Source organism: Pseudomonas sp. 2848, assembly GCF_003253945.1.
Lineage (GTDB): Bacteria > Pseudomonadota > Gammaproteobacteria > Pseudomonadales > Pseudomonadaceae > Aquipseudomonas.
In genome coordinates this window covers 291,196-311,277 of record NZ_QKZD01000006.1, presented here as the reverse complement: position 1 = coordinate 311,277, position 20,082 = coordinate 291,196, and the positions used below count along the sequence as shown (strand labels likewise).

Below are 20,082 nucleotides of genomic sequence, written 5' to 3'. Positions count from 1 at the left end.
CATTGTGTGGAGCAGGCCTGCCAGGCAATGCCTTGAAACAACCATTCATCCCTCTCGGTTGAAATCCTTCCCCCCTCCCCCCATATGAGTCTGCATCAGGCATTTTCGCCCCGCTGCGTGGAGACTCTCCCCTTGACTACCATCGTTTCTGTCCGCCGTAACGGCAAAGTCGTCATGGGCGGCGACGGCCAGGTTTCCCTCGGCAACACCGTGATGAAAGGCAACGCCAAGAAAGTGCGGCGCCTGTACAACGGCCAGGTCATCGCCGGTTTTGCCGGTGCCACCGCCGATGCCTTCACCCTGTTCGAGCGCTTCGAAGCCCAGCTGCAGAAACACTCCGGCCACCTGGTGCGTGCCGCCGTCGAGCTGGCCAAGGAATGGCGTACCGACCGCTCGCTGAGCCGCCTGGAAGCGATGCTGGCCGTGGCCAACAAGGATGCATCCCTGATCATCACCGGCAACGGCGACGTGGTCGAACCCGAGGACGGGCTGATCGCCATGGGTTCCGGTGGTGGCTATGCCCAGGCCGCGGCCCGCGCCCTGCTGAACAAGACCGACCTCTCGGCCCGCGAGATCACCGAGGCCGCCCTGAACATCGCCGGCGACATCTGCGTGTTCACCAACCACAACCTGACCATCGAGGAGCAGGACCTGGCCGAGTGAATCAGTTGTTTTGGCGTCCCGCTCGCAGCGGGACTTTTCCACACTGATCACTGTGCTTGAGGACCCCACACATCATGTCCATGACCCCACGCGAAATCGTCCACGAACTCAACCGCCACATCATCGGCCAGGACGACGCCAAACGCGCCGTCGCCATTGCCCTGCGCAACCGCTGGCGGCGCATGCAGCTCCCCGCCGAGCTGCGTGCCGAAGTCACCCCCAAGAACATCCTGATGATCGGCCCCACCGGCGTGGGCAAGACTGAAATCGCCCGCCGCCTGGCCAAGCTGGCCAACGCACCGTTCATCAAGGTCGAAGCGACCAAGTTCACCGAGGTCGGCTATGTCGGCCGTGATGTCGAATCGATCATCCGCGACCTGGCCGACGCCGCGCTGAAGATGCTGCGCGAGCAGGAGATCGTCCGCGTGCGCCACCGCGCCGAGGACGCCGCCGAGGACCGCATCCTCGACGCCCTGCTGCCACAGGCGCGGGTCAGCAGCTTCAGCGAGGAAGCCCAGCAGAGCAGCAGCGACTCCAACACTCGCCAGCTGTTCCGCAAGCGCCTGCGCGAAGGCCAGCTGGATGACAAGGAAATCGAGATCGAAGTCGCCGAAAGCATGGGTGTCGAGATCGCCGCGCCACCCGGCATGGAAGAGATGACCAACCAGCTGCAGAGCCTGTTCGCCAACATGGGCAAGGGCAAGCGCAAGGCACGCAAGCTCAAGGTCAAGGACGCGCTGAAGATGGTCCGTGACGAAGAAGCCGGCCGCCTGGTCAATGAGGAAGAGCTCAAGGCCAAGGCCTTGGAAGCGGTCGAGCAGCACGGTATCGTGTTCATCGACGAGATCGACAAGGTTGCCAAGCGTGGCAACGTCGGCGGCGCCGATGTCTCCCGTGAAGGCGTGCAGCGCGACCTGCTGCCGCTGATCGAAGGTTGCACCGTCAATACCAAGCTGGGCATGGTCAAGACCGACCACATCCTGTTCATCGCCTCCGGTGCGTTCCATCTGAGCAAGCCGAGCGACCTGGTGCCCGAATTGCAGGGCCGTCTGCCGATCCGTGTCGAGCTCAAGGCGCTGACCCCGGAAGACTTCGAGCGCATCCTCAAGGAACCGCACGCCTCGCTGACCGAGCAGTACAGCGCCCTGCTCAAGACCGAGGGCCTGAACATCGAGTTCGCCGACGAGGGCCTCAAGCGCCTGGCCGAGATCGCCTACCAGGTCAACGAGAAAACCGAGAACATCGGTGCCCGCCGCCTGCACACCCTGCTCGAGCGCCTGCTCGAGGAGGTGTCGTTCAGCGCCGGCGACCTGGCCAGCGCCCACGACGAGACGCCGATCCACATCGACGCCGCCTACGTCAACAGCCACCTGGGTGAGCTGGCGCAGAACGAAGACCTGTCGCGCTACATCCTGTAAGACCGCAGGGGGCCGCGTTGCGGCCCCCTTGCACAATGCCTGGAATCACTCGAAGCTTGCAGCTTGAAGCCAAAGAGAGAGTCACCCATGGCCCGCCTCCCCACCGCCATCAACCTGCACAAAGCCTCCAAGACCCTCACCCTCACCTACGCCCCCGGCGAGGTCTACCACCTGCCCGCCGAGTTCCTGCGCGTGCACTCGCCTTCCGCCGAAGTCCAGGGCCACGGCAATCCCATCCTGCAATTCGGCAAGATCAACGTCGGCCTCAGCGGCCTGGAACCGGCTGGTCAATACGCACTGAAACTGACCTTCGACGACGGCCATGACTCAGGATTGTTCACCTGGGAATACCTCGAGCAGCTGTGCCTGCGCCAGGAGCAGCTATGGGCCGACTACCTCGACGAATTGCACAAGGCCGGCAAATCCCGCGACCCGTCCGAATCGGTAGTGAAATTGATGCTCTAGCTCAAGCCCCGCAAGCTTTAGAGCGCATTTTCTAATCTCATCTGCTTGAATGCCTGGATGACGGCCAAAGATTGGCTGTCTTGCGCATTACACGAAAGTCGGGTAACCAATGGAGCTGGCAAGTTCCCTGCATCGCCTCCGGGCAGGCAGGGCCAGGCCGGTATGTAGAGGTCGCGAGCGAAAGCAGGTTGTCTTCACACGCAGAAACCCCCGCAGCTCATCATCGGCACGCATCCGGTCGCAGCACCGCTGTTCCTTATCACTGGTCACCCGAGTAGCAGTACCGGGCTGTCACAGCACACCGGTACTCGTCTCAGGACAACGGAGCGTCGTAGATGAGTAACAAGAACAACGATGAGTTGCAGCGGCAGGCCTCGGAAAACACCCTGGGGCTGAACCCGGTCATCGGCATTCGCCGCAAGGATCTACTTACATCGGCACGCACGGTATTACGCCAGGCCATGCGCCAGCCCTTGCACAGCGCCAAGCACGTGGCGCACTTCGGCCTGGAGCTGAAAAACGTCCTGCTGGGCAAGTCGGCGCTGCAACCGGAAGGCGACGACCGTCGCTTCAGCGACCCGGCGTGGAGCAAGAACCCCCTTTATCGCCGCTACCTGCAGACCTACCTCGCCTGGCGCAAGGAACTCAACGACTGGATCAGCGAGAGTGACCTGTCGCCGCAGGACATCAGCCGCGGGCAGTTCGTCATCAACCTGGTGACCGAGGCCATGGCGCCCACCAACACCCTCTCCAACCCGGCCGCGGTCAAACGCTTCTTCGAGACCGGCGGCAAGAGCCTGCTCGACGGGCTGTCCAACCTGGCCAAGGACATCGTCAACAACGGCGGCATGCCCAGCCAGGTGAACATGGAGGCTTTCGAGGTCGGCAAGAATCTGGGCACCAGCGAAGGCGCGGTGGTGTACCGCAACGATGTGCTGGAGCTGATCCAGTACAGCCCCATCACCGAGCAGGTGCACAGCCGCCCGTTGCTGGTGGTGCCACCGCAGATCAACAAGTTCTACGTATTCGACCTGAGCCCGGAAAAGAGCCTGGCGCGCTTCTGCCTGCGCTCGCAGCAACAGACCTTCATCGTCAGCTGGCGCAACCCGACCAAGGCCCAGCGCGAGTGGGGCCTGTCCACCTACATCGACGCACTCAAGGAAGCCGTCGACGCGGTGCTGGCGATCACTGGCAGCAAGGACCTGAACATGCTCGGTGCCTGCTCCGGCGGTATCACCTGCACGGCGCTGGTGGGCCACTACGCCGCCCTCGGCGAGAAGAAGGTCAATGCCCTGACCCTGCTGGTGAGCGTGCTCGACACCACTGTCGACACCCAGGTGGCATTGTTCGTCGACGAGCAGACCCTGGAAGCGGCCAAGCGCCACTCCTACCAGTCCGGCGTGCTGGAAGGCAGCGACATGGCCAAGGTGTTCGCCTGGATGCGCCCCAACGACCTGATCTGGAACTACTGGGTCAACAACTACCTGCTCGGCAACGAGCCACCGGTGTTCGACATTCTGTTCTGGAACAACGACACCACCCGACTGCCGGCCGCCTTCCACGGCGACCTGATCGAGATGTTCAAGAACAACCCGCTGATCCGTTCCAACGCCCTCGAAGTGTGCGGCACGGCCATCGACCTGAAGCAGGTCGACTGCGACATCTACAGCGTTGCCGGCACCGCCGACCACATTACCCCGTGGCAGTCGTGCTACCGCTCGGCACACCTGTTCGGCGGCAAGATCGAGTTCGTGCTGTCCAACAGCGGCCATATCCAGAGCATCCTCAACCCCCCGGGCAACCCCAAGGCGCGCTTCATGACCGGCGAAGACCGCCCGGACGACCCGGTGGCCTGGCAGGAGAACGCGGTCAAGCATGCCGATTCCTGGTGGCTGCACTGGCAGGCCTGGCTGGGTGAGCGCGCCGGCGAACTCAAGAAGGCACCTACACGGCTGGGTAACCGCGCCTATACCGCGGGCGAGGCCGCACCGGGAACATACGTGCACGAGCGTTGAGCCGAACCGCCGTGGTGCGCCTGCTGGCGCAGCGCGGCGCTACTTTCACCACAGAGTCACGCGCATGCCGCAACCGTACATCTTCAGGACCGTCGAGCTGGACGACCAGTCCATCCGCACTGCGGTCCGCCCCGGCAAGCCCCACCTGACGCCGCTGCTGATATTCAACGGCATCGGCGCCAACCTCGAGCTGGTGTTTCCATTCATCGAGGCCCTGGACCCGGACTTGGAGGTCATCGCCTTCGACGTGCCCGGGGTGGGCGGCTCGTCCACGCCCCGTCACCCCTACCGTTTTCCCGGCCTGGCCAAGTTGACTGCAAGGATGCTCGACTACCTGGACTACGGCCAGGTCAACGTCATCGGCGTGTCCTGGGGCGGCGCCCTGGCCCAGCAGTTCGCCCACGACTACCCCGAACGCTGCAAGAAACTGGTGCTGGCCGCCACCGCCGCCGGCGCGGTGATGGTACCGGGCAAGCCCAAGGTGTTGTGGATGATGGCCAGCCCACGGCGCTACGTGCAGCCCTCCCATGTGATCCGCATCGCGCCGCTGATCTATGGCGGCGGCTTTCGCCGGGATCCGGACCTGGCCATGCACCATGCCTCGAAGGTGCGTTCGGGCGGCAAGCTGGGCTACTACTGGCAACTGTTCGCCGGGCTCGGCTGGACCAGCATCCACTGGCTGCACAAGATCCACCAGCCCACCCTGGTGCTGGCCGGCGACGACGATCCGCTGATCCCGCTGATCAACATGCGCCTGCTGGCCTGGCGGATTCCCAATGCCCAGCTACACATAATCGATGATGGCCACCTGTTCCTGATCACCCGGGCCGAGGCCGTCGCACCGATCATCATGAAATTCCTCGAGCAAGAACGCCAACGCGCGGTCATGCACCCTCGGCCAGCGGCACGGGGGTAGGAAGGCTTTTTATTGCGTCAGCACGGGCCTTTGCGGGCACTCCCAGGCAGGTGATGCGAACCTGCAGGAGTAGCTTTACCCGCACCAAGGCCAACGCGGAAATGGATCTGACGAAGGAGTGTTGGCATGAAGGACAAACCGGCCAGAGGATCGACACCGGTCCCCGCCACGAGCATGAACGTGCAGAACGCCATTACCGGCCTGCGCGGTCGCGACCTGTTCTCGACCCTGCGCCAGGTCGGCCGGATCGGCCTGCGCAATCCGCTGCACACCGCGCATCACCTGCTGAGCCTGGGCGGCCAGCTGGGGCGCGTGCTTATCGGCGACAGCCCCTACCAGCCCCACCCGCGTGACGCACGCTTCAGCGACCCGACCTGGAGCCAGAACCCGTTCTACCGCCGCGGCCTGCAGGCCTACCTTGCCTGGCAGAAGCAGACGCGCCTGTGGATCGAGGAAAGCAGCCTGGCCGACGACGACCGCGCCCGGGCGCAGTTCCTGTTCAACCTGGTCAGCGACGCCTTCGCCCCCAGCAACTCGCTGCTCAACCCGCTGGCGGTCAAGGAACTGTTCAACACCGGCGGCCTGAGCCTGCTGCGTGGTGTCAGCCACCTGCTCGACGACCTGCGCCACAACGACGGCTTGCCACGGCAGGTGGACGAACGGGCCTTCGAGGTTGGCGGCAACCTGGCAGCGACCCCGGGCGCCGTGGTGTTTCGCAACGAGCTGCTGGAGCTGATCCAGTACAAGCCCATGAGCGAGAAACAGTACTCCCGGCCGCTGCTGGTGATACCGCCGCAGATCAACAAGTTCTACATTTTCGACCTGAGCCCGACCAACAGCTTCGTCCAGTACATGCTCAAGCAGGGCCTGCAGGTGTTCATGGTCAGCTGGCGCAACCCCGACCCCCGTCACCGTGAGTGGGGCCTGTCCAGCTATGTGCAGGCCCTGGAGGAAGCGCTCAACGCCTGCCGCAGCATCAGCGGCAACCGCGACCCCAACCTCATGGGCGCCTGCGCCGGCGGCCTGACCATGGCCGCGCTGCAGGGCCACTTGCAAGCTAAGAAGCAGCTGCGCAAGGTGCGCAGCGCCACTTACCTGGTGAGCCTGCTCGACAGCCAGTTCGACAGCCCCGCCAGCCTGTTCGCCGACGAACAGACCATCGAGGCGGCCAAGCGCCGCTCCTATCAGCGCGGCGTACTGGACGGCGGCGAGGTGGCACGGATATTCGCCTGGATGCGCCCCAACGACCTGATCTGGAACTATTGGGTCAACAACTACCTGATGGGCAAGACACCGCCGGCCTTCGACATCCTCTACTGGAACGCCGACAGCACGCGCCTGCCGGCCGCGCTGCACGGCGACCTGCTGGATTTCTTCAAGCTCAACCCGCTGACCTTCCCCGAAGGCCTTGAGGTGTGCGGCACACCGATCGACCTCACGCAGGTCGGGCTGGACAGCTTCACCGTGGCCGGCAGCAACGACCACATCACCCCCTGGGACGCGGTGTACCGTTCGGCCCTGCTGCTCGGCGGCGACCGGCGCTTCATTCTGGCCAACAGCGGTCATATCCAGAGCATCATCAACCCGCCCGGCAACCCAAAGTCCTACTACCTGGAAAACCCCAAGCTCTCCAGCGACCCGCGGGCCTGGTTCCACGACGCCCAACGCCGCGACGGCAGCTGGTGGCCCCTGTGGCTGGAATGGATACTGCAGCGCTCCGGCACGCTCAGGACGCCACGCGACGACCTGGGCAGCACCACTTATCCACCGCTGGGCCCCGCGCCCGGCAGCTACGTACTGGCACGCTGACCGGATGAAGACCCGCGACCGTATCCTCGAATGTGCCTTGCAGCTGTTCAATCGCCAGGGCGAACCGAACGTCTCGACCCTGGAGATCGCCAACGAACTGGGGATCAGCCCAGGCAACCTGTACTACCACTTCCACGGCAAGGAGCCGTTGGTGATCGGCCTGTTCGAGCGTTTCGAAGAGCAACTGATGCCACTGCTCGACCCGCCGCTGGACGTACGCCTGGATGCCGAGGACTACTGGCTGTTCCTGCACCTGATCGTCGAACGCATGGCCCAGTACCGTTTCCTGTTCCAGGACCTGTCCAACCTGACCGGGCGCCTGCCCAAGCTGGCGCGGGGCATGCGCAGCTTGATCAACGCCCTCAAGCGCACCCTGGCCGCGCTGCTGGCCAGTCTCAAGGGCCAGGGCCAGGTGACCAGCGAGACCCAGGCACTGGGGCAGTTGGTGGAACAGATCACCCTGACCCTGATGTGCTCGCTTGATTATCAGCGCGTGCTTGGCCGCGAGGGCGATGTCGGCGTGGTGGTGTACCAGGTGATGATGCTGGTGGCGCCGCATCTGCAGGCCCCGGCGCGCATAGCGGCGGAGCAGTTGGCAATGAGGTATCTGGAAGGCTGAAACGATCACGGGGCAAGCCCGCTGCCACGAGCCCTGTGCAGGCTTCGTGGCAGCGGGCTTGACCCGCGACCAGTGCGACCCGGTATCAGGCCTGGGTGGCCGCGTTTACCGGTGCCGACGGGGTGCTGCTGGCCGGCGCCGCGCTCGGTGCCGGGGCTGCGGTGGCGGCAGGCGCCGGTGCGGCGGGCTTGGCTGCCGCAGGTTTGGCCGGCGCCGCTTTCTTCACGGCCGGTTTCTTGGCGGCTGCCGGTTTGGCAGCGGGCTTGGCCGCTACAGGCTTGGCCGCTGCCTTGACCGCAGGCTTGGCCGCTGCGGTTTTCGCCGCAGGTTTTGCCGCAGCGGTCTTGGCCGCAGGCTTGGCGGCCGCCTTGGCCAATGGCTTGGCGGCCGTCTTGCTGGCGCTGGCCTTGGAGATCGGGGTGACCGAGGCACCGGTCAGTTTCTCGATCTGCTTGGTCAGCGAATCGACCTGCTGGTGCAGGGCCTTGATCTCATTGCGGCTGGGCACGCCCAGGCGCGAGATGGCGCTGTTCAGGCGCTTGTCGAAGGCTTCCTCCAGCTCGCTCCACTTGCCCAGCGCACGATCCTTCACGCCCGACACTCGCGAGTTGGTCGACGACTTGGCGCTTTCGGCCACGTCTTCGGCGGTTTTCTTCGCCTGCTTCTCGGCCTTCTCGCCGTCCTTCACCAGCGAATCGAACAGCTTCGGACCGTCCTGGTCGACCTTGGAGTAGATACCCAGGCCAGCCAACCAGATCTTGCGGGAGTACTTCTCGATTCCGCCGATCCAGGAGCTGCCTTCTTTCTCGGTGTTCTTCTTGCCAGCCATCCTGCTCTCCTTATGGTTTGTGCGCGACGCGCTCGAGCAGCTCGTGCAGCTGTTCAAGCTTGATGGACAACGCCTCAACGTCATGTTTAGACGGAATGCCGAGGCGATTCAAGGCGCGACCGACACGGGCGTCGAAGGCGCGTTCGATTTTGTCCAGCTGCGCCTCGACCCGACCGGGCACGCGGGTGACTTCCTGGGTGGCTTCGTCGATCTGGGTATTGGCGGCTTCGACAGCCTTGTCGAGGCGTTTCTTGCCACGCTTCTCGACGCCTTCACCGGCTTTCACCAGCTCCTTGAAATAGTCGGAGCCTTCCTGGCCGACACGGGCGTAGGCACCGATGCCCGCCAGCCAGATCTTGCGGGCGTAGCCGCGCACCTCACCCAGCGTGCTGCCTTGGGCGTCGTCTTTTTGCTTGAGATTCACTTTGGCCATGCTCTGCACCTCATGCTCATTCTAAGGGAGGGAGGAACTGCCCGGGGTGGTAGGGCTTGAGCGTGAAGGTAGGCGGAAAAATTAGAATCCTCACCCTAAGGTGGAGTCATGCAGCGTTTGCGTTTGCGTGGGAGCGGGCTTGCCCCGCGATAGCGCGAGCCCGGGCAATCGCTATCGCGGGGCAAGCCCGCTCCCACGATACCTGCTCCCACAAGGCCCGCGCCCGCAAACAGCAAGGAGCGCGCAGTGTCAGGCCAGCGCCTTGTCCAGCGCCCGCTCGATCTCGCCCTTGATGGTGCCGCTCATCATCGACAGCATCATGCCCAGCTTGAGCTCGACGCGGATGGTGTCCTCACCGATATGCACACTGCCGTTGGCGCCGCTGCGTTTCACATCGACACGATCACCGTTCCAGCTGGCCTTGAGGTCGTATTCGCGGGTCAGCTTGTCCACCAGCGCCTCGGCCTTGGCGCGGGCGGCTTCACGGCCGAGGGTGTGTTTGCGTTCGACGCTGATCTGGGTCATGCGGGTGATCCTGGATATGAAGACATAATCGCCATTATGCCCGCCCCCTTTGCATGACACACCCCGCCAAGACAAATCCGCCCGTAGCCCCTAGAATGGCCGTAATTTTTTTCTGGTGAAGCGATATGACCGACCAGCGCAAAGGCGACCACGCCGAACCCACCACCCACTTCGGCTACCAGGACGTTCCCGAGAGCCAGAAGGCGAAGAAAGTCGCCGAGGTGTTCCACTCGGTGGCCGCCAAGTACGACCTGATGAACGACGTGCTCTCCGGCGGCATGCACCGTCTGTGGAAGCGCTTCACCATCGAACTGTCCGGGGTGCGCAGCGGCAACCGGGTACTGGACATCGCCGGTGGCACCGGTGACCTGGCCGCCAAGTTCTCGCGCCTGGTCGGCCCGACCGGGCAGGTGGTGCTGGCCGATATCAACGAATCGATGCTCAAGGTCGGCCGCGACCGCCTGCTCGACCGCGGCGTGTCCGGCAATATCGAATTCGTCCAGGCCGATGCTGAAAAGCTGCCGTTCCCGGACAACCACTTCGACTGCGTGACCATCGCCTTCGGCCTGCGCAACGTGACGCACAAGGATGCGGCCATCCGCTCCATGCTGCGCGTGCTCAAGCCCGGTGGCCGCCTGTTGATCCTGGAGTTCTCCAAGCCGACCAACAAGCTGATGTCCAAGGCCTACGACGCCTACTCGTTCGCCTTCATGCCGCTGGCCGGCAAGCTCATCACCAACGACTCGGAAAGCTACCGCTACCTGGCCGAATCGATCCGCATGCACCCCGACCAGGAAACGCTCAAGAGCATGATGGTCGAGGCCGGCTTCGACCGCGTCACCTACCACAACATGACCAGCGGCATCGTCGCCGTGCACCGGGGGATCAAGCCCTGATGCTCCTGGCCGGCCTGCTCGCCAGCGTCGAGCACGGGCTCAACCGTGTCCTGCGCCTGGACAGCACCGCCCTCCCGCGCCTGGCGGCGCTGGAAGGCAAGGTGATCGAGATCGACTGCGTGCAGCCGGCCCTGAAGCTGTTCGTGCTGCCCGACGAGGAAGGCCTGATGCTTGCCGCCCATTGGGAAAGCGAGGTCGACTGCACCCTGCGCGCCCCCGCCGGGCGTCTGGCGCAGTTGGCGCTGGCCAAAGACAAGACCGCGGTACTGCACAGCCCCCAGGTCGAGCTGCATGGCGACAGCGCCGTGCTGCTCGACCTGTTCGGCATCCTGCAGGACCTGGAACTGGACTGGGAACACGAGTTGCAGCGTTGGCTGGGGCCGGTGCCCACCGCGCTGATCGCCGGCCACCTGCGCCTGCGCGCGCGCTGGACCCGCCAGGGCCTGGCCCGCTTCGGCGAGAATCTGTCCGAGTACCTGGCCGAGGAATCGCGTACCCTGGTCGGCAAACGCGAAGCCGAAGCGGCATTCAGCGAACTCGATACGCTGAAGGTCGATATCGAACGCCTCGAGGCACGCCTGCGCCGCCTCGCCCACACTCTTGATACCAGCGATAACGCATGAAGCTGCTCGCCGTCCGCCGTCTGTTGCGCATCCAGCGCGTCGTGATCCGCTACCGCCTCGATGACCTGCTGTTCGAACAACCCCTGCTGCCTTGGTGGCTGGCCAGCCTGCGCCTGCTGATGCCGTGGCGCTGGTTGCCGCGCAAGCCCCTGGAGCTGAGCCGCGGCGCACGCCTGCGCCTGGCGCTGCAGGACCTGGGGCCGATCTTCATCAAGTTCGGCCAGTTGCTCTCCACCCGCCGCGACCTGCTGCCCACCGACATCGCCGACGAGCTGATGCTGCTGCAGGACCGCGTGCCACCGTTCGACCCGCAGCACGCCGTGGCGCTGATCGAAGCACAGCTCGGTGCCAAAGTGGGCGAGGTGTTCAGCCGTTTCGACGTTGAGCCGCTGGCCTCGGCTTCGGTGGCCCAAGTACACGCCGCACGCCTGAAGAGCGGTGAGGAAGTGGTGGTCAAGGTGGTGCGCCCAGGCCTGAAACCGGTCATCGCCCAGGACCTGGCCTGGCTGTTCCTGATCGCCAAGGCCGCCGAGCGCGCCTCGGCCGATGCCCGTCGCCTGCACCCGGTGGAAATCGTCGGCGACTACGAAAAGACCATCTACGACGAACTCGACCTGCTGCGCGAGGCCGCCAATGCCAGCCAGTTGCGGCGCAACTTCGAAGGCTCCGAGCTGATGTACGTACCGCAGGTCTACTGGGACCTGTGCCGGCCCAAGGTGCTGGTGATGGAGCGTATCTATGGCGTGCCGGTCACCGACATGGCGACGCTCGCCGACCAGCGCACCGACATGAAGATGCTGGCCGAGCGCGGCGTCGAGGTGTTCTTCACCCAAGTGTTCCGCGACAGCTTCTTCCATGCCGACATGCACCCCGGCAACATCTTCGTCAGCACGGTCAAGCCGTGGAGCCCGCAGTACATCGCCATCGACTGCGGTATCGTCGGCAGCCTCACTGCCGAGGACCAGGACTACCTGGCCCGCAACCTGATCGCCTTCTTCAAGCGCGACTACCGCCGCGTGGCCCAGCTGCATATCGATTCGGGCTGGGTACCGGCGCAGACCAAGGTCAACGAGTTCGAAGCGGCGATCCGCACCGTGTGCGAGCCGATCTTCGAAAAGCCGCTCAAGGATATCTCCTTCGGCCAGGTGCTGATGCGCCTGTTCCAGACGGCCCGACGCTTCAACATGGAGGTCCAGCCACAGCTGGTATTGCTGCAAAAGACCCTGCTCAATATCGAAGGCCTAGGCCGCCAGCTCTACCCCGACCTGGACCTGTGGAGCACCGCCAAGCCCTTCCTCGAACGCTGGATGCGCGAGCGCATGAGCCCGAAAGCGGTAATCGGCAACCTCTACAGCCAGGCCGAGCAACTGCCGCACCTGGCCGACATGACCCGCGACCTGCTCGAACGCCTGTCGCAACCGCACCTGCACGACCCGCAACTGCCCGAGCGCCGCCGCGCCGGCGACAACTGGGCGCTGCGCCTGCTTGGCGCCGGGCTGCTCGGTGGTGGCGCCACCCTGGCGGCCGGTGCGGCCAGCCTCAGCGCCCCGGCCGCCTGGCCCGCGTGGTTGATGCTGGCAGCGGGCCTGTACCTGATCGTGCGCCGATAGCCAGCCGCGTCGCTGGCTGGCACACTAGCGCACAGGGGCCCGGTACGGGAGCGGGCCCGGTTTGGAGTCGACGATGAAAGACTGGCTGGACGAGATCAAGTGGAACAGCGATGGCCTGGTACCGGCGATCGCCCAGGACCACAAGACCGGGCGCGTGCTGATGATGGCCTGGATGAACCGTGAATCCCTCGCCCTGACCGCCGCCGAGCATCGCGCCATCTATTGGTCGCGCTCGCGGGGCAAGCTGTGGCGCAAGGGCGAAGAGTCGGGCCATGTGCAGAAGCTGCACGAAATGCGCTTGGACTGCGACGCCGACGTGATCATCCTGATGGTCGAGCAACTGGGCCATATCGCCTGCCATACCGGCCGCGAAAGCTGCTTCTATCGCGTGTTCGAAGACGGCCAGTGGAAAATCGTCGATCCGGTCCTCAAGGATCCGGACGCCATCTATAGCGCAGGGCATTGACATGAGCGACACGCTAGACCGCCTCGCCGAGGTGCTGGAAGAACGCAAGCACGCGGCGCCCGACAGCAGCTACGTGGCCAGCCTGCATCACAAGGGCCTGAACAAGATCCTCGAGAAGCTCGGCGAAGAGTCCATAGAGACCATCATCGCTGCCAAGGATGCCGCCGTCAGCAAGGATTACAGCGATGTCATCTACGAGACCGCGGACCTGTGGTTTCATAGCCTGGTCATGCTCAGCGCGCTGGGCCAGCATCCGCAGGCGGTGCTCGACGAACTGGAGCGCCGCTTCGGCCTTTCCGGCCATGACGAGAAGGCCGCCCGTCAGCCACAGGCCTGACCGCGCGTATTTGTAGGAACGGGCTCACCCCGCGATAGCGCCGGTTCCGGCTGACATACATTTTTCAGGAGTACGAAATGGGTATTTTTGACTGGAAACACTGGATCGTCCTGCTGGTCGTCGTGGTGCTGGTGTTCGGCACCAAGAAACTGAAGAACTTCGGCAGCGACCTGGGCGAATCGATCAAGGGCTTCCGCAAGGCCATGAACGAAGAAGAAGCCAAGCCGGCCGAGCAGGCCCCACCGCCGGCGCAGCCCGTTCCGCCTGTGCAGAACACCGCGCAGCAGGCCCAGGGCCACACCATCGAGGGCCAGGCCCAACCGGTTCAAGAGCCGCAGCGGAAAGACTGACCCATGTTCGGTATCAGTTTCAGCGAGCTGCTGCTCGTCGGCCTGGTCGCCCTGCTGGTGCTCGGCCCTGAGCGCCTGCCGGGAGCCGCGCGCACTGCCGGGCTGTGGATCGGTCGCCTCAAGCGCAGCTTCAACGCGATCAAGATGGAGGTCGAGCGCGAGATCGGCGCCGATGACATCCGCCGCCAGCTGCACAACGAGCACATCCTGCAGATGGAGCAGGAGGCCAAGCGCATCCTCAACCCCCTGGCGCCACCCGCGCAGCCGCCGGCCAACGCTGAAACGCCTGCCGCACCTGCCGCCGATGCCGCCCCCGCGCAGCCGGCCGCAGCACCACCCTCCGAACCGCCACAACCGCCGCGAGCCCCATGAGCGAGAATCCGGAAACCGACCAGCCGATGCCGCTGGTCTCGCACCTGACCGAGCTGCGCACCCGCCTGCTGCGCTGCGTCGCCGCCATTTTCCTGATCTTCGCCGGGCTGTTCTCCTTCGCCCAGCAGATCTACACCCTGGTCTCGGCGCCGCTGCGCGAGCACTTGCCGGCCAACGCGACGATGATCGCCACCGATGTGGCCTCGCCGTTCCTGACGCCGTTCAAGCTGACCATGATCGTCTCGCTGTTCCTGGCGATCCCGTTCATCCTCCAACAGATCTGGGGTTTCATTGCCCCCGGCCTGTACCGCCATGAAAAGCGCATCGCCATCCCGCTGTTGGTGTCGAGCATCTTCCTGTTCTACGCCGGCATGGCCTTCGCCTACTTCCTGGTGTTCCCGCTGATCTTCGGCTTCTTCGCCAGCGCCACGCCCGAAGGCGTGTCGATGATGACCGACATTTCCAGCTATCTCGACTTCGTCATGACCCTGTTCTTCGCCTTCGGGGTCGCCTTCGAAATCCCCGTGGCGGTAGTGCTGCTGGTGTGGATTGGCGTGGTCGACGTGCAGTACCTGAAGAAGATCCGCCCGTACGTGATCATCGGCTGCTTCGTGGTCGGCATGATCCTCACCCCGCCGGACATCTTCTCCCAGACCCTCCTGGCCGTGCCCATGTGGATGCTGTTCGAGGTCGGCGTGCTGTGCGGCAGCCTGATCCGCAAGCGCAGCCACGCCCATGAAGAAACCGGCAACGACCACAACGACCAGCCGCCTGCGACCCAACCGTGAACCTGTTGCTCCTTGAAGAGGCCGACTTCGTGTCGGCCGACCGTGTTGTCCTGGCCGATCGCCGCTTCACCCATATGCAGGAGATCCATCGCGTGGCGGTGGGCGACAGCCTGCGCGTCGGGCGCATAGGCGGGCTGATGGGCAAGGCCGAGGTCATCCGCCTCGAAGGCCACGAAGCCGAACTGCGGGTGGCCTTCGACCAGCCCCCGCCGGCCAAACTGCCACTGACCCTGGTGCTGGCCGTGCCACGGCCGAAGATGCTGCGCCGGCTGTTCCAGACGGTCGCCACCCTGGGCGTGCCACGGCTGATTCTGGTCAACAGCTACAAGGTCGAGAAGAGTTTCTGGCAGACGCCGTTCCTCCAGCCCGAGACCATCCGCGAAAACCTCATTCTCGGTCTGGAGCAAGCTCGTGACACGGTGCTGCCGGAGGTGATCATCGAGAAGCGCTTCAAGCCCTTCGTCGAAGACCGCCTGCCCGCCATCGCCGCCGAAACCCTCGGCCTGGTCGGGCATCCTGGCCCCTACCCCGCTTGCCCTCGGGCAGTTGAAGGCCCGGTAACCCTGGCGATCGGCCCGGAGGGCGGCTGGATTCCCTATGAAGTCGATCTGCTGGGCAAGGCTGGCCTGGAGCCTGTGCAGTTGGGGGATAGGATCCTGCGCGTGGAGACGGCTGTAACAGCGTTGCTTTCGCGAATTTTCTGACAGACTGGTCAGCTTTTTCCCATCAAGTTTCCCCGCCGTGCGCCGATGCCCTATGCAACAAAACAATAATCCGCACTGCCACGCGCCGGGGAGTCGTCTATGTACCGTTGGTTTGCCCAGTCATTGGGAAATGTAAGCGTCAATCGCAAATTGGGGATCGGCTTCGGCCTGGTGCTGCTGCTCACTCTGGGCATCACCTTCACCGGTTGGCTGGGCATCGACAGCGTCACCAGCCGTGGCGACAAGCTCGGCAACATCTCGGTGATCCACCAGTACACCCAAGACCTGCGTCTCGCCCGCCTGGCCTACGAGCGCAGCCGTGATGACGCTTCCGTGGCCGAGCTGGAGAAGGCCCTGGCCAATCTTGAGCGCCAAGTACAGTTCATGATCGGCCAGATCGAACTGCCCGCCGACCGCCAGCGTCTGGACAAGCAACAGGACGCCGTACGCCAATACCAGCAAGCCTTTGCCGAGCTCAGGCAGGCCGGCCAGCACCGCGAGGCCAGCCGCGGCACCCTGGGCGACAGCGCCGACAAGGCCGCCGACCTGATCGGCAAGGTCCAGCAGCGCCTGTTGCAGGGCGGGGATATCCAGCAGTACCAGGAAGCTGTGCAGGTCGCGGCGCTGCTGCAGCAGGCGCGCTTCCAGGTACGCGGCTACACCTACAGCGGCAAGGCCGAATTCCAGCAGACCGCGCTCACTGCCATCGACCAAGCCCTGACCGTGCTCAAGGCCCTGCCCGCCAGGCTCCCGGCCGAGTTCGCCGCCAGCCTTGGCGATGCTGCCAGCGCGCTGGCCGCCTACCGCGACGCGGTGAACCAGTTCGGTAACGCCCAGGCGGCCAGCGAGCAGGCGCTGACGCGCATGTCCGCACAGGGCCAGGTGCTGCTGGACACCAGCCAGGCAATGACCGTTTCGCAAACCACCGTGCGCGACCAAGGCACCCAGCAGGCCAAGACCCTGCTGGCCGGTGCCACGGCGCTGGCCTTGCTGCTTGGCGTGCTTGCCGCGTTCGCCATTACCCGGCAGATCATCGTGCCCCTGCGCCAGACCCTCGCCGCCGCAGAACGCGTGGCCGGTGGCGACCTGCGCCAGGACCTCAAGGCCGACCGGCGCGACGAGCTGGGCCAGTTGCAGGCCAGCATGCAGCGCATGACCCAGAGCCTGCGCGAGCTGATCGGCGGCATCGGCGACGGCGTGACGCAGATCGCCAGTGCTGCCGAGGAACTGTCGGCGGTCACCGAGCAGACCAGCGCCGGGGTCAACAACCAGAAAGTCGAGACCGACCAGGTCGCCACCGCCATGAACGAGATGGCCGCCACCGTCCAGGAAGTGGCGCGCAACGCCGAACAGGCCTCGGAAGCGGCGCTGATGGCCGACCAGCAGGCCCGCGAGGGTGACAAGGTGGTGGGCGAGGCGATCAGCCAGATCGAGCGCCTGGCCAGCGAAGTGGTCAACTCCAGCGAAGCGATGAACCAGCTCAAGGCCGAGAGCGACAAGATCGGCAGTGTGCTCGATGTGATCAAGTCGGTGGCTCAGCAAACCAACCTGCTGGCGCTCAACGCCGCCATCGAAGCGGCCCGTGCGGGCGAGGCAGGCCGTGGCTTCGCCGTGGTCGCCGACGAAGTGCGCAGCCTGGCCCAGCGCACCCAGCAGTCCACCGAAGAGATCGAGGAGCTGATTGCCAGCCTGCAAAACGGCACCGAGCGCGTGGCCGGTGTCATGGACAGCAGCCGCGCCCTCACCGACAGCAGCGTGGAACTGACGCGCCGCGCCGGAGATTCGCTGGGCACCATCACCCGCACCGTGTCGTCGATCCAGTCGATGAACCAGCAGATCGCCACCGCCGCCGAGCAACAGAGCGCCGTGGCCGAAGAGATCAACCGCAGCGTGATGAACGTGCGCGATATCTCCGACCAGACCTCCGCAGCCAGCGAGGAGACGGCAAGCTCCAGCGTCGAGCTGGCGCGCCTGGGGACTCACCTGCAGGGTCTGGTGGGGCGTTTCAGGCTCTAGACTGCAGCTTGCGGGCTGTAGGCTTTGCCCTTCAGCCCGCAAGGACTTTTCCTACCCTATTTACAGGTCCAGTCCGACGGACTCCCTGCCGATGAGCAAGGGTCATAGCGGCAACATAGCGCTATGGCCATTTCTCAATTGGACGGAGACCTGCCATGTTCGGATACCTTGACCGTCAGCTCGGCAACCTTGGCGTCGGGCTCAAGCTCGCCCTGGGCTTCACCGTGGTGCTGCTGCTCACCCTGGCCACCACACTCAGCGGCTGGCGCGCCCTGGACGGCGCCATCGAGCGCTCGGAGCAGCTCAGCGACATCGGCCAACTCAACGACTTGACCCGAGACCTGCGTGCCGAGCGCATCACTTACCGGGTGCTTGCCGACGACGTCAGCAAGGCCCGCATCGCGACCATCCTGGAGCAGTTGCACGACCGCCTGACCCTGCTGCAACAACGCAGCGGCGTCGATTCGTCGCGGCAGATGCTGAACCAGAAACTGCAGCTGCTGCAGCGCCTGAAGGCCGACTTCGCCATCCTGCAAGGCACCGTGGACAGCCGCGAAGGCTTGCGTGCGGCGATGCAGGCGCAGGCAGGCGTGCTCGAAGCCGTGATCGACGAACTGCAGACCCAGGCCTTGCTCAAGCTGCCCGGCGATGGCCAGCAAGGCAGCGTAGTCGGGCTTATGGATACCCTGGGCCGTCATATCGAGTCCGCCAGCCAGCAAAGCCAAGTGCCGGCCTATACCTACTCGCCCCAGGACAGTTTCGCCAGCATGGGCGATGCCGCGCTGCAGGCGGCGAACGTCAGCCTGGGACAGTTGCTGCGGGCCATTGCCCCACTGGAACTGCCCGCCACATTGACCCAGCGGCCACAGGTGGAATTGGACCGCTATCGCGACACCCTGCGCCAATACCGCGAGGCTGCGCTCAAGGTTGAGCAACTGCAGGACGGCATGGAGAAAATGGGCGACGAACTGCAGGCCGTGAGCCGTGAACTGAGCGAGCGCAAGGTCGAGCAGCGCGACAACGAGGCCCTGGCCGACCGTTCGTTGCTGACCAGCGTGGCCGTGTTGGCGCTGGTGTTCGGCATCCTGGCCGCCTGGCTGATCACCCGACAGGTGACTCAACCTCTGCGTCAGGTGCTGTCCCAGGCCGCGCGCATCGCCCGTGGCGATCTCAGCCAAGTACAGACGGTGCACCGCCGTGACGAGATGGGCCAGCTGCAGACCAGCATGCGCGAGATGACCTTGAGCCTGCGCGAGCTGCTCGGCGGCATCGATCAGGGCGTCGGCCAGTTGTCCAAGGCAGCGGCAGAGCTGGCCTGCGCCAGCGTGGATACGCGCGAGCGCATCAGCCAGCAGCGCGAAGAGACCGATCAGGTGGCCACGGCCATGAACCAGATGAGCGCCACGGTACAGGAAGTCGCGCAGAACGCCGAACAAGCCTCGCTGGCGGCAACCACCGCCGATCATCAGGCACAGCTGGGCGATCAGGTGGTGGCTGAAGCCATCGCCCGCATCGAGCAACTGGCAAGCCAGATGGACCGCTGCCTCACCGCGATGGGCCACCTGGCCGGTGAAAGCCAGCGCATCGGATCGATTCTAGATGTGATCAAGTCGGTTTCCGAGCAGACCAACCTCCTGGCGCTAAACGCCGCCATCGAAGCAGCCCGGGCGGGGGAAGCAGGGCGTGGCTTCGCCGTGGTGGCCGACGAAGTGCGCGGCCTGGCCCAACGCACGCAGCAGTCGACCGAGGAAATCGAGCTGCTGATCGACAGCCTGCACCGTGGTACCGACGAGGTCACCGGCCTGCTCGACGACAGCAAGAGCCTGACCGGGCAGAGTGTCGAGCTCAGCCGCAAGGCGGGTGCCGCGCTGGGGCAGATCACCGAAACGGTATCGAGCATCCAGGGCATGAACCAACAGATCGCCACGGCCAGCGAGCAACAGAGCGTGGTTGCCGAGCAGATCAACCGCAGCGTGATCAATGTACGTGATGTGTCGGACCAGACCAGTGCGGCCAGTGAGCAGACCGCTGCTTCAAGCGGGGAACTGGAGCACTTGGGGCAGCAGTTGCGGGGCATGGTGGGGCGGTTCAGCCTTTAGGCCTTCCGGCCGTGCGTTCAAATCTCCAGCCCCGGGCTTTGGCTTTGGCTTTGGCTTTGGCTTTGGCTTTGGCTTTGGCTTTGGCTTTGGCTTTGGCTTTGGCTTTGGCTTTGGCTTTGGCTTTGGCTT

At 64.6% G+C, this 20,082-nt stretch carries 21 protein-coding genes and 1 pseudogene; 19 read left to right on the top strand and 3 right to left on the bottom strand.

What is annotated here, in order from left to right; all coding sequences use genetic code 11:
* Positions 1–132 precede the first annotated feature (132 nt).
* The 7 genes from hslV to DFS21_RS14325 all read left to right on the top strand — a co-directional run bounded on the left by hslV (position 133) and on the right by DFS21_RS14325 (position 7,905).
* Positions 133–663, top strand: a complete 531-nt coding sequence (hslV, locus tag DFS21_RS14355) for an ATP-dependent protease subunit HslV (protein ID WP_011536056.1) — start codon at positions 133–135, stop codon at positions 661–663.
* 74 nt (positions 664–737) lie between these two features.
* Positions 738–2,081 carry an ATP-dependent protease ATPase subunit HslU gene (gene hslU / locus DFS21_RS14350; RefSeq protein WP_110702128.1) on the top strand — a complete coding sequence of 448 codons (1,344 nt, stop codon included), beginning with the start codon at positions 738–740 and terminating at the stop codon, positions 2,079–2,081.
* 87 nt (positions 2,082–2,168) lie between these two features.
* Entirely contained in the window at positions 2,169–2,546 is a 378-nt protein-coding gene (locus tag DFS21_RS14345) for a gamma-butyrobetaine hydroxylase-like domain-containing protein (RefSeq protein WP_046853917.1), read from the top strand.
* Positions 2,547–2,881: 335 nt separating this feature from the next.
* A complete protein-coding gene (phaC, locus tag DFS21_RS14340) occupies positions 2,882–4,561 on the top strand; it encodes a class II poly(R)-hydroxyalkanoic acid synthase (protein WP_046853916.1) in 1,680 nt (559 codons plus the stop codon).
* Positions 4,562–4,625: 64 nt separating this feature from the next.
* The gene (phaZ, locus tag DFS21_RS14335; protein WP_038706927.1) at positions 4,626–5,477 is read left to right on the top strand and encodes a poly(3-hydroxyalkanoate) depolymerase; all 852 of its coding nucleotides are present in this window, start codon (positions 4,626–4,628) and stop codon (positions 5,475–5,477) included.
* 126 nt (positions 5,478–5,603) lie between these two features.
* On the top strand, positions 5,604–7,286 hold the full coding sequence (gene phaC, locus DFS21_RS14330; protein WP_102682240.1) for a class II poly(R)-hydroxyalkanoic acid synthase: 1,683 nt from the start codon (positions 5,604–5,606) through the stop codon (positions 7,284–7,286).
* 4 nt (positions 7,287–7,290) lie between these two features.
* On the top strand, positions 7,291–7,905 hold the full coding sequence (locus DFS21_RS14325) for a TetR/AcrR family transcriptional regulator (RefSeq protein WP_110702132.1): 615 nt from the start codon (positions 7,291–7,293) through the stop codon (positions 7,903–7,905).
* An 85-nt stretch (positions 7,906–7,990) separates the two neighbouring features.
* Here DFS21_RS14325 and DFS21_RS14320 read toward each other — a convergent pair whose 3' ends face one another.
* The 3 genes from DFS21_RS14320 to DFS21_RS14310 form a co-directional block, all read right to left on the bottom strand.
* On the bottom strand, positions 7,991–8,734 hold the full coding sequence (locus DFS21_RS14320) for a phasin family protein (protein ID WP_046853912.1): 744 nt from the start codon (positions 8,732–8,734) through the stop codon (positions 7,991–7,993).
* Positions 8,735–8,744: 10 nt separating this feature from the next.
* Positions 8,745–9,167, bottom strand: a complete 423-nt coding sequence (locus tag DFS21_RS14315) for a phasin family protein (RefSeq protein WP_023632554.1) — start codon at positions 9,165–9,167, stop codon at positions 8,745–8,747.
* Between the two features lie 249 nt (positions 9,168–9,416).
* Positions 9,417–9,692 (bottom strand): polyhydroxyalkanoic acid system family protein, encoded by a 276-nt coding sequence (locus DFS21_RS14310; protein ID WP_023632555.1) that lies wholly within the window; start codon positions 9,690–9,692, stop codon positions 9,417–9,419.
* 125 nt (positions 9,693–9,817) lie between these two features.
* Between DFS21_RS14310 and ubiE the strand changes: the two genes are divergently transcribed.
* The 12 genes and pseudogenes from ubiE (at position 9,818) to DFS21_RS27295 (ending at position 19,953) form a co-directional block, all read left to right on the top strand.
* The gene (ubiE, locus tag DFS21_RS14305) at positions 9,818–10,588 is read left to right on the top strand and encodes a bifunctional demethylmenaquinone methyltransferase/2-methoxy-6-polyprenyl-1,4-benzoquinol methylase UbiE (RefSeq protein WP_023632556.1); all 771 of its coding nucleotides are present in this window, start codon (positions 9,818–9,820) and stop codon (positions 10,586–10,588) included.
* Positions 10,588–11,211: an SCP2 domain-containing protein gene (locus DFS21_RS14300; RefSeq protein WP_110702134.1), complete on the top strand. Its 624-nt coding sequence runs from the start codon at positions 10,588–10,590 to the stop codon at positions 11,209–11,211. Before ubiE ends, DFS21_RS14300 begins: the two co-directional genes overlap by 1 nt.
* Positions 11,208–12,821: a ubiquinone biosynthesis regulatory protein kinase UbiB gene (ubiB, locus tag DFS21_RS14295; protein ID WP_111532543.1), complete on the top strand. Its 1,614-nt coding sequence runs from the start codon at positions 11,208–11,210 to the stop codon at positions 12,819–12,821. The genes DFS21_RS14300 and ubiB overlap by 4 nt, the downstream gene beginning before the upstream one ends.
* 73 nt (positions 12,822–12,894) lie before the next feature.
* The gene (hisI, locus tag DFS21_RS14290; RefSeq protein WP_023632585.1) at positions 12,895–13,287 is read left to right on the top strand and encodes a phosphoribosyl-AMP cyclohydrolase; all 393 of its coding nucleotides are present in this window, start codon (positions 12,895–12,897) and stop codon (positions 13,285–13,287) included.
* A gap of 1 nt (position 13,288) precedes the next feature.
* Positions 13,289–13,624 (top strand): phosphoribosyl-ATP diphosphatase, encoded by a 336-nt coding sequence (locus DFS21_RS14285; RefSeq protein ID WP_023632586.1) that lies wholly within the window; start codon positions 13,289–13,291, stop codon positions 13,622–13,624.
* Positions 13,625–13,701: 77 nt separating this feature from the next.
* Complete coding sequence (locus DFS21_RS14280) at positions 13,702–13,974, top strand: twin-arginine translocase TatA/TatE family subunit (protein WP_102682249.1); 273 nt, start codon at positions 13,702–13,704, stop codon at positions 13,972–13,974.
* Positions 13,975–13,977: 3 nt separating this feature from the next.
* Positions 13,978–14,346: a Sec-independent protein translocase protein TatB gene (gene tatB, locus DFS21_RS14275; RefSeq protein ID WP_111532542.1), complete on the top strand. Its 369-nt coding sequence runs from the start codon at positions 13,978–13,980 to the stop codon at positions 14,344–14,346.
* Positions 14,343–15,134: a twin-arginine translocase subunit TatC gene (tatC, locus tag DFS21_RS14270; RefSeq protein ID WP_023632588.1), complete on the top strand. Its 792-nt coding sequence runs from the start codon at positions 14,343–14,345 to the stop codon at positions 15,132–15,134. The genes tatB and tatC overlap by 4 nt, the downstream gene beginning before the upstream one ends.
* Positions 15,131–15,838: a 16S rRNA (uracil(1498)-N(3))-methyltransferase gene (locus tag DFS21_RS14265; RefSeq protein ID WP_110702140.1), complete on the top strand. Its 708-nt coding sequence runs from the start codon at positions 15,131–15,133 to the stop codon at positions 15,836–15,838. Before tatC ends, DFS21_RS14265 begins: the two co-directional genes overlap by 4 nt.
* Before the next feature lie 99 nt (positions 15,839–15,937).
* The gene (locus tag DFS21_RS14260) at positions 15,938–17,854 is read left to right on the top strand and encodes a methyl-accepting chemotaxis protein (RefSeq protein WP_111532541.1); all 1,917 of its coding nucleotides are present in this window, start codon (positions 15,938–15,940) and stop codon (positions 17,852–17,854) included.
* Between the two features lie 155 nt (positions 17,855–18,009).
* A pseudogene (locus tag DFS21_RS27300) lies at positions 18,010–19,098 on the top strand (methyl-accepting chemotaxis protein); the annotation flags it as partial.
* Positions 19,081–19,953, top strand: coding sequence for a methyl-accepting chemotaxis protein (locus tag DFS21_RS27295; protein ID WP_371918101.1), 873 nt, complete (start codon positions 19,081–19,083; stop codon positions 19,951–19,953). The pseudogene DFS21_RS27300 and the gene DFS21_RS27295, both read left to right, overlap by 18 nt.
* The last annotated feature ends 129 nt before the right edge of the window (positions 19,954–20,082 follow it).

Excerpts from the sequence above, each read along its gene's own strand:
- DFS21_RS14320 (WP_046853912.1), bottom strand. The coding sequence starts at position 8,734 with ATGGCTGGCAAGAAGAACACCGAGAAAGAAGGCAGCTCCTGGATCGGC.
- DFS21_RS14300 (WP_110702134.1), top strand. The coding sequence starts at position 10,588 with ATGCTCCTGGCCGGCCTGCTCGCCAGCGTCGAGCACGGGCTCAACCGT.
- phaC (WP_046853916.1), top strand. The coding sequence starts at position 2,882 with ATGAGTAACAAGAACAACGATGAGTTGCAGCGGCAGGCCTCGGAAAAC.
- tatB (WP_111532542.1), top strand. The coding sequence starts at position 13,978 with ATGTTCGGTATCAGTTTCAGCGAGCTGCTGCTCGTCGGCCTGGTCGCC.
- hisI (WP_023632585.1), top strand. The coding sequence starts at position 12,895 with ATGAAAGACTGGCTGGACGAGATCAAGTGGAACAGCGATGGCCTGGTA.
- DFS21_RS14260 (WP_111532541.1), top strand. The coding sequence starts at position 15,938 with ATGTACCGTTGGTTTGCCCAGTCATTGGGAAATGTAAGCGTCAATCGC.
- ubiB (WP_111532543.1), top strand. The coding sequence starts at position 11,208 with ATGAAGCTGCTCGCCGTCCGCCGTCTGTTGCGCATCCAGCGCGTCGTG.
- tatC (WP_023632588.1), top strand. The coding sequence starts at position 14,343 with ATGAGCGAGAATCCGGAAACCGACCAGCCGATGCCGCTGGTCTCGCAC.
- DFS21_RS14285 (WP_023632586.1), top strand. The coding sequence starts at position 13,289 with ATGAGCGACACGCTAGACCGCCTCGCCGAGGTGCTGGAAGAACGCAAG.
- DFS21_RS14345 (WP_046853917.1), top strand. The coding sequence starts at position 2,169 with ATGGCCCGCCTCCCCACCGCCATCAACCTGCACAAAGCCTCCAAGACC.
- DFS21_RS14325 (WP_110702132.1), top strand. The coding sequence starts at position 7,291 with ATGAAGACCCGCGACCGTATCCTCGAATGTGCCTTGCAGCTGTTCAAT.
- phaZ (WP_038706927.1), top strand. The coding sequence starts at position 4,626 with ATGCCGCAACCGTACATCTTCAGGACCGTCGAGCTGGACGACCAGTCC.
- DFS21_RS27295 (WP_371918101.1), top strand. The coding sequence starts at position 19,081 with ATGCGCGAGATGACCTTGAGCCTGCGCGAGCTGCTCGGCGGCATCGAT.
- phaC (WP_102682240.1), top strand. The coding sequence starts at position 5,604 with ATGAAGGACAAACCGGCCAGAGGATCGACACCGGTCCCCGCCACGAGC.
- ubiE (WP_023632556.1), top strand. The coding sequence starts at position 9,818 with ATGACCGACCAGCGCAAAGGCGACCACGCCGAACCCACCACCCACTTC.
- DFS21_RS14310 (WP_023632555.1), bottom strand. The coding sequence starts at position 9,692 with ATGACCCAGATCAGCGTCGAACGCAAACACACCCTCGGCCGTGAAGCC.
- DFS21_RS14315 (WP_023632554.1), bottom strand. The coding sequence starts at position 9,167 with ATGGCCAAAGTGAATCTCAAGCAAAAAGACGACGCCCAAGGCAGCACG.
- DFS21_RS14280 (WP_102682249.1), top strand. The coding sequence starts at position 13,702 with ATGGGTATTTTTGACTGGAAACACTGGATCGTCCTGCTGGTCGTCGTG.
- hslU (WP_110702128.1), top strand. The coding sequence starts at position 738 with ATGTCCATGACCCCACGCGAAATCGTCCACGAACTCAACCGCCACATC.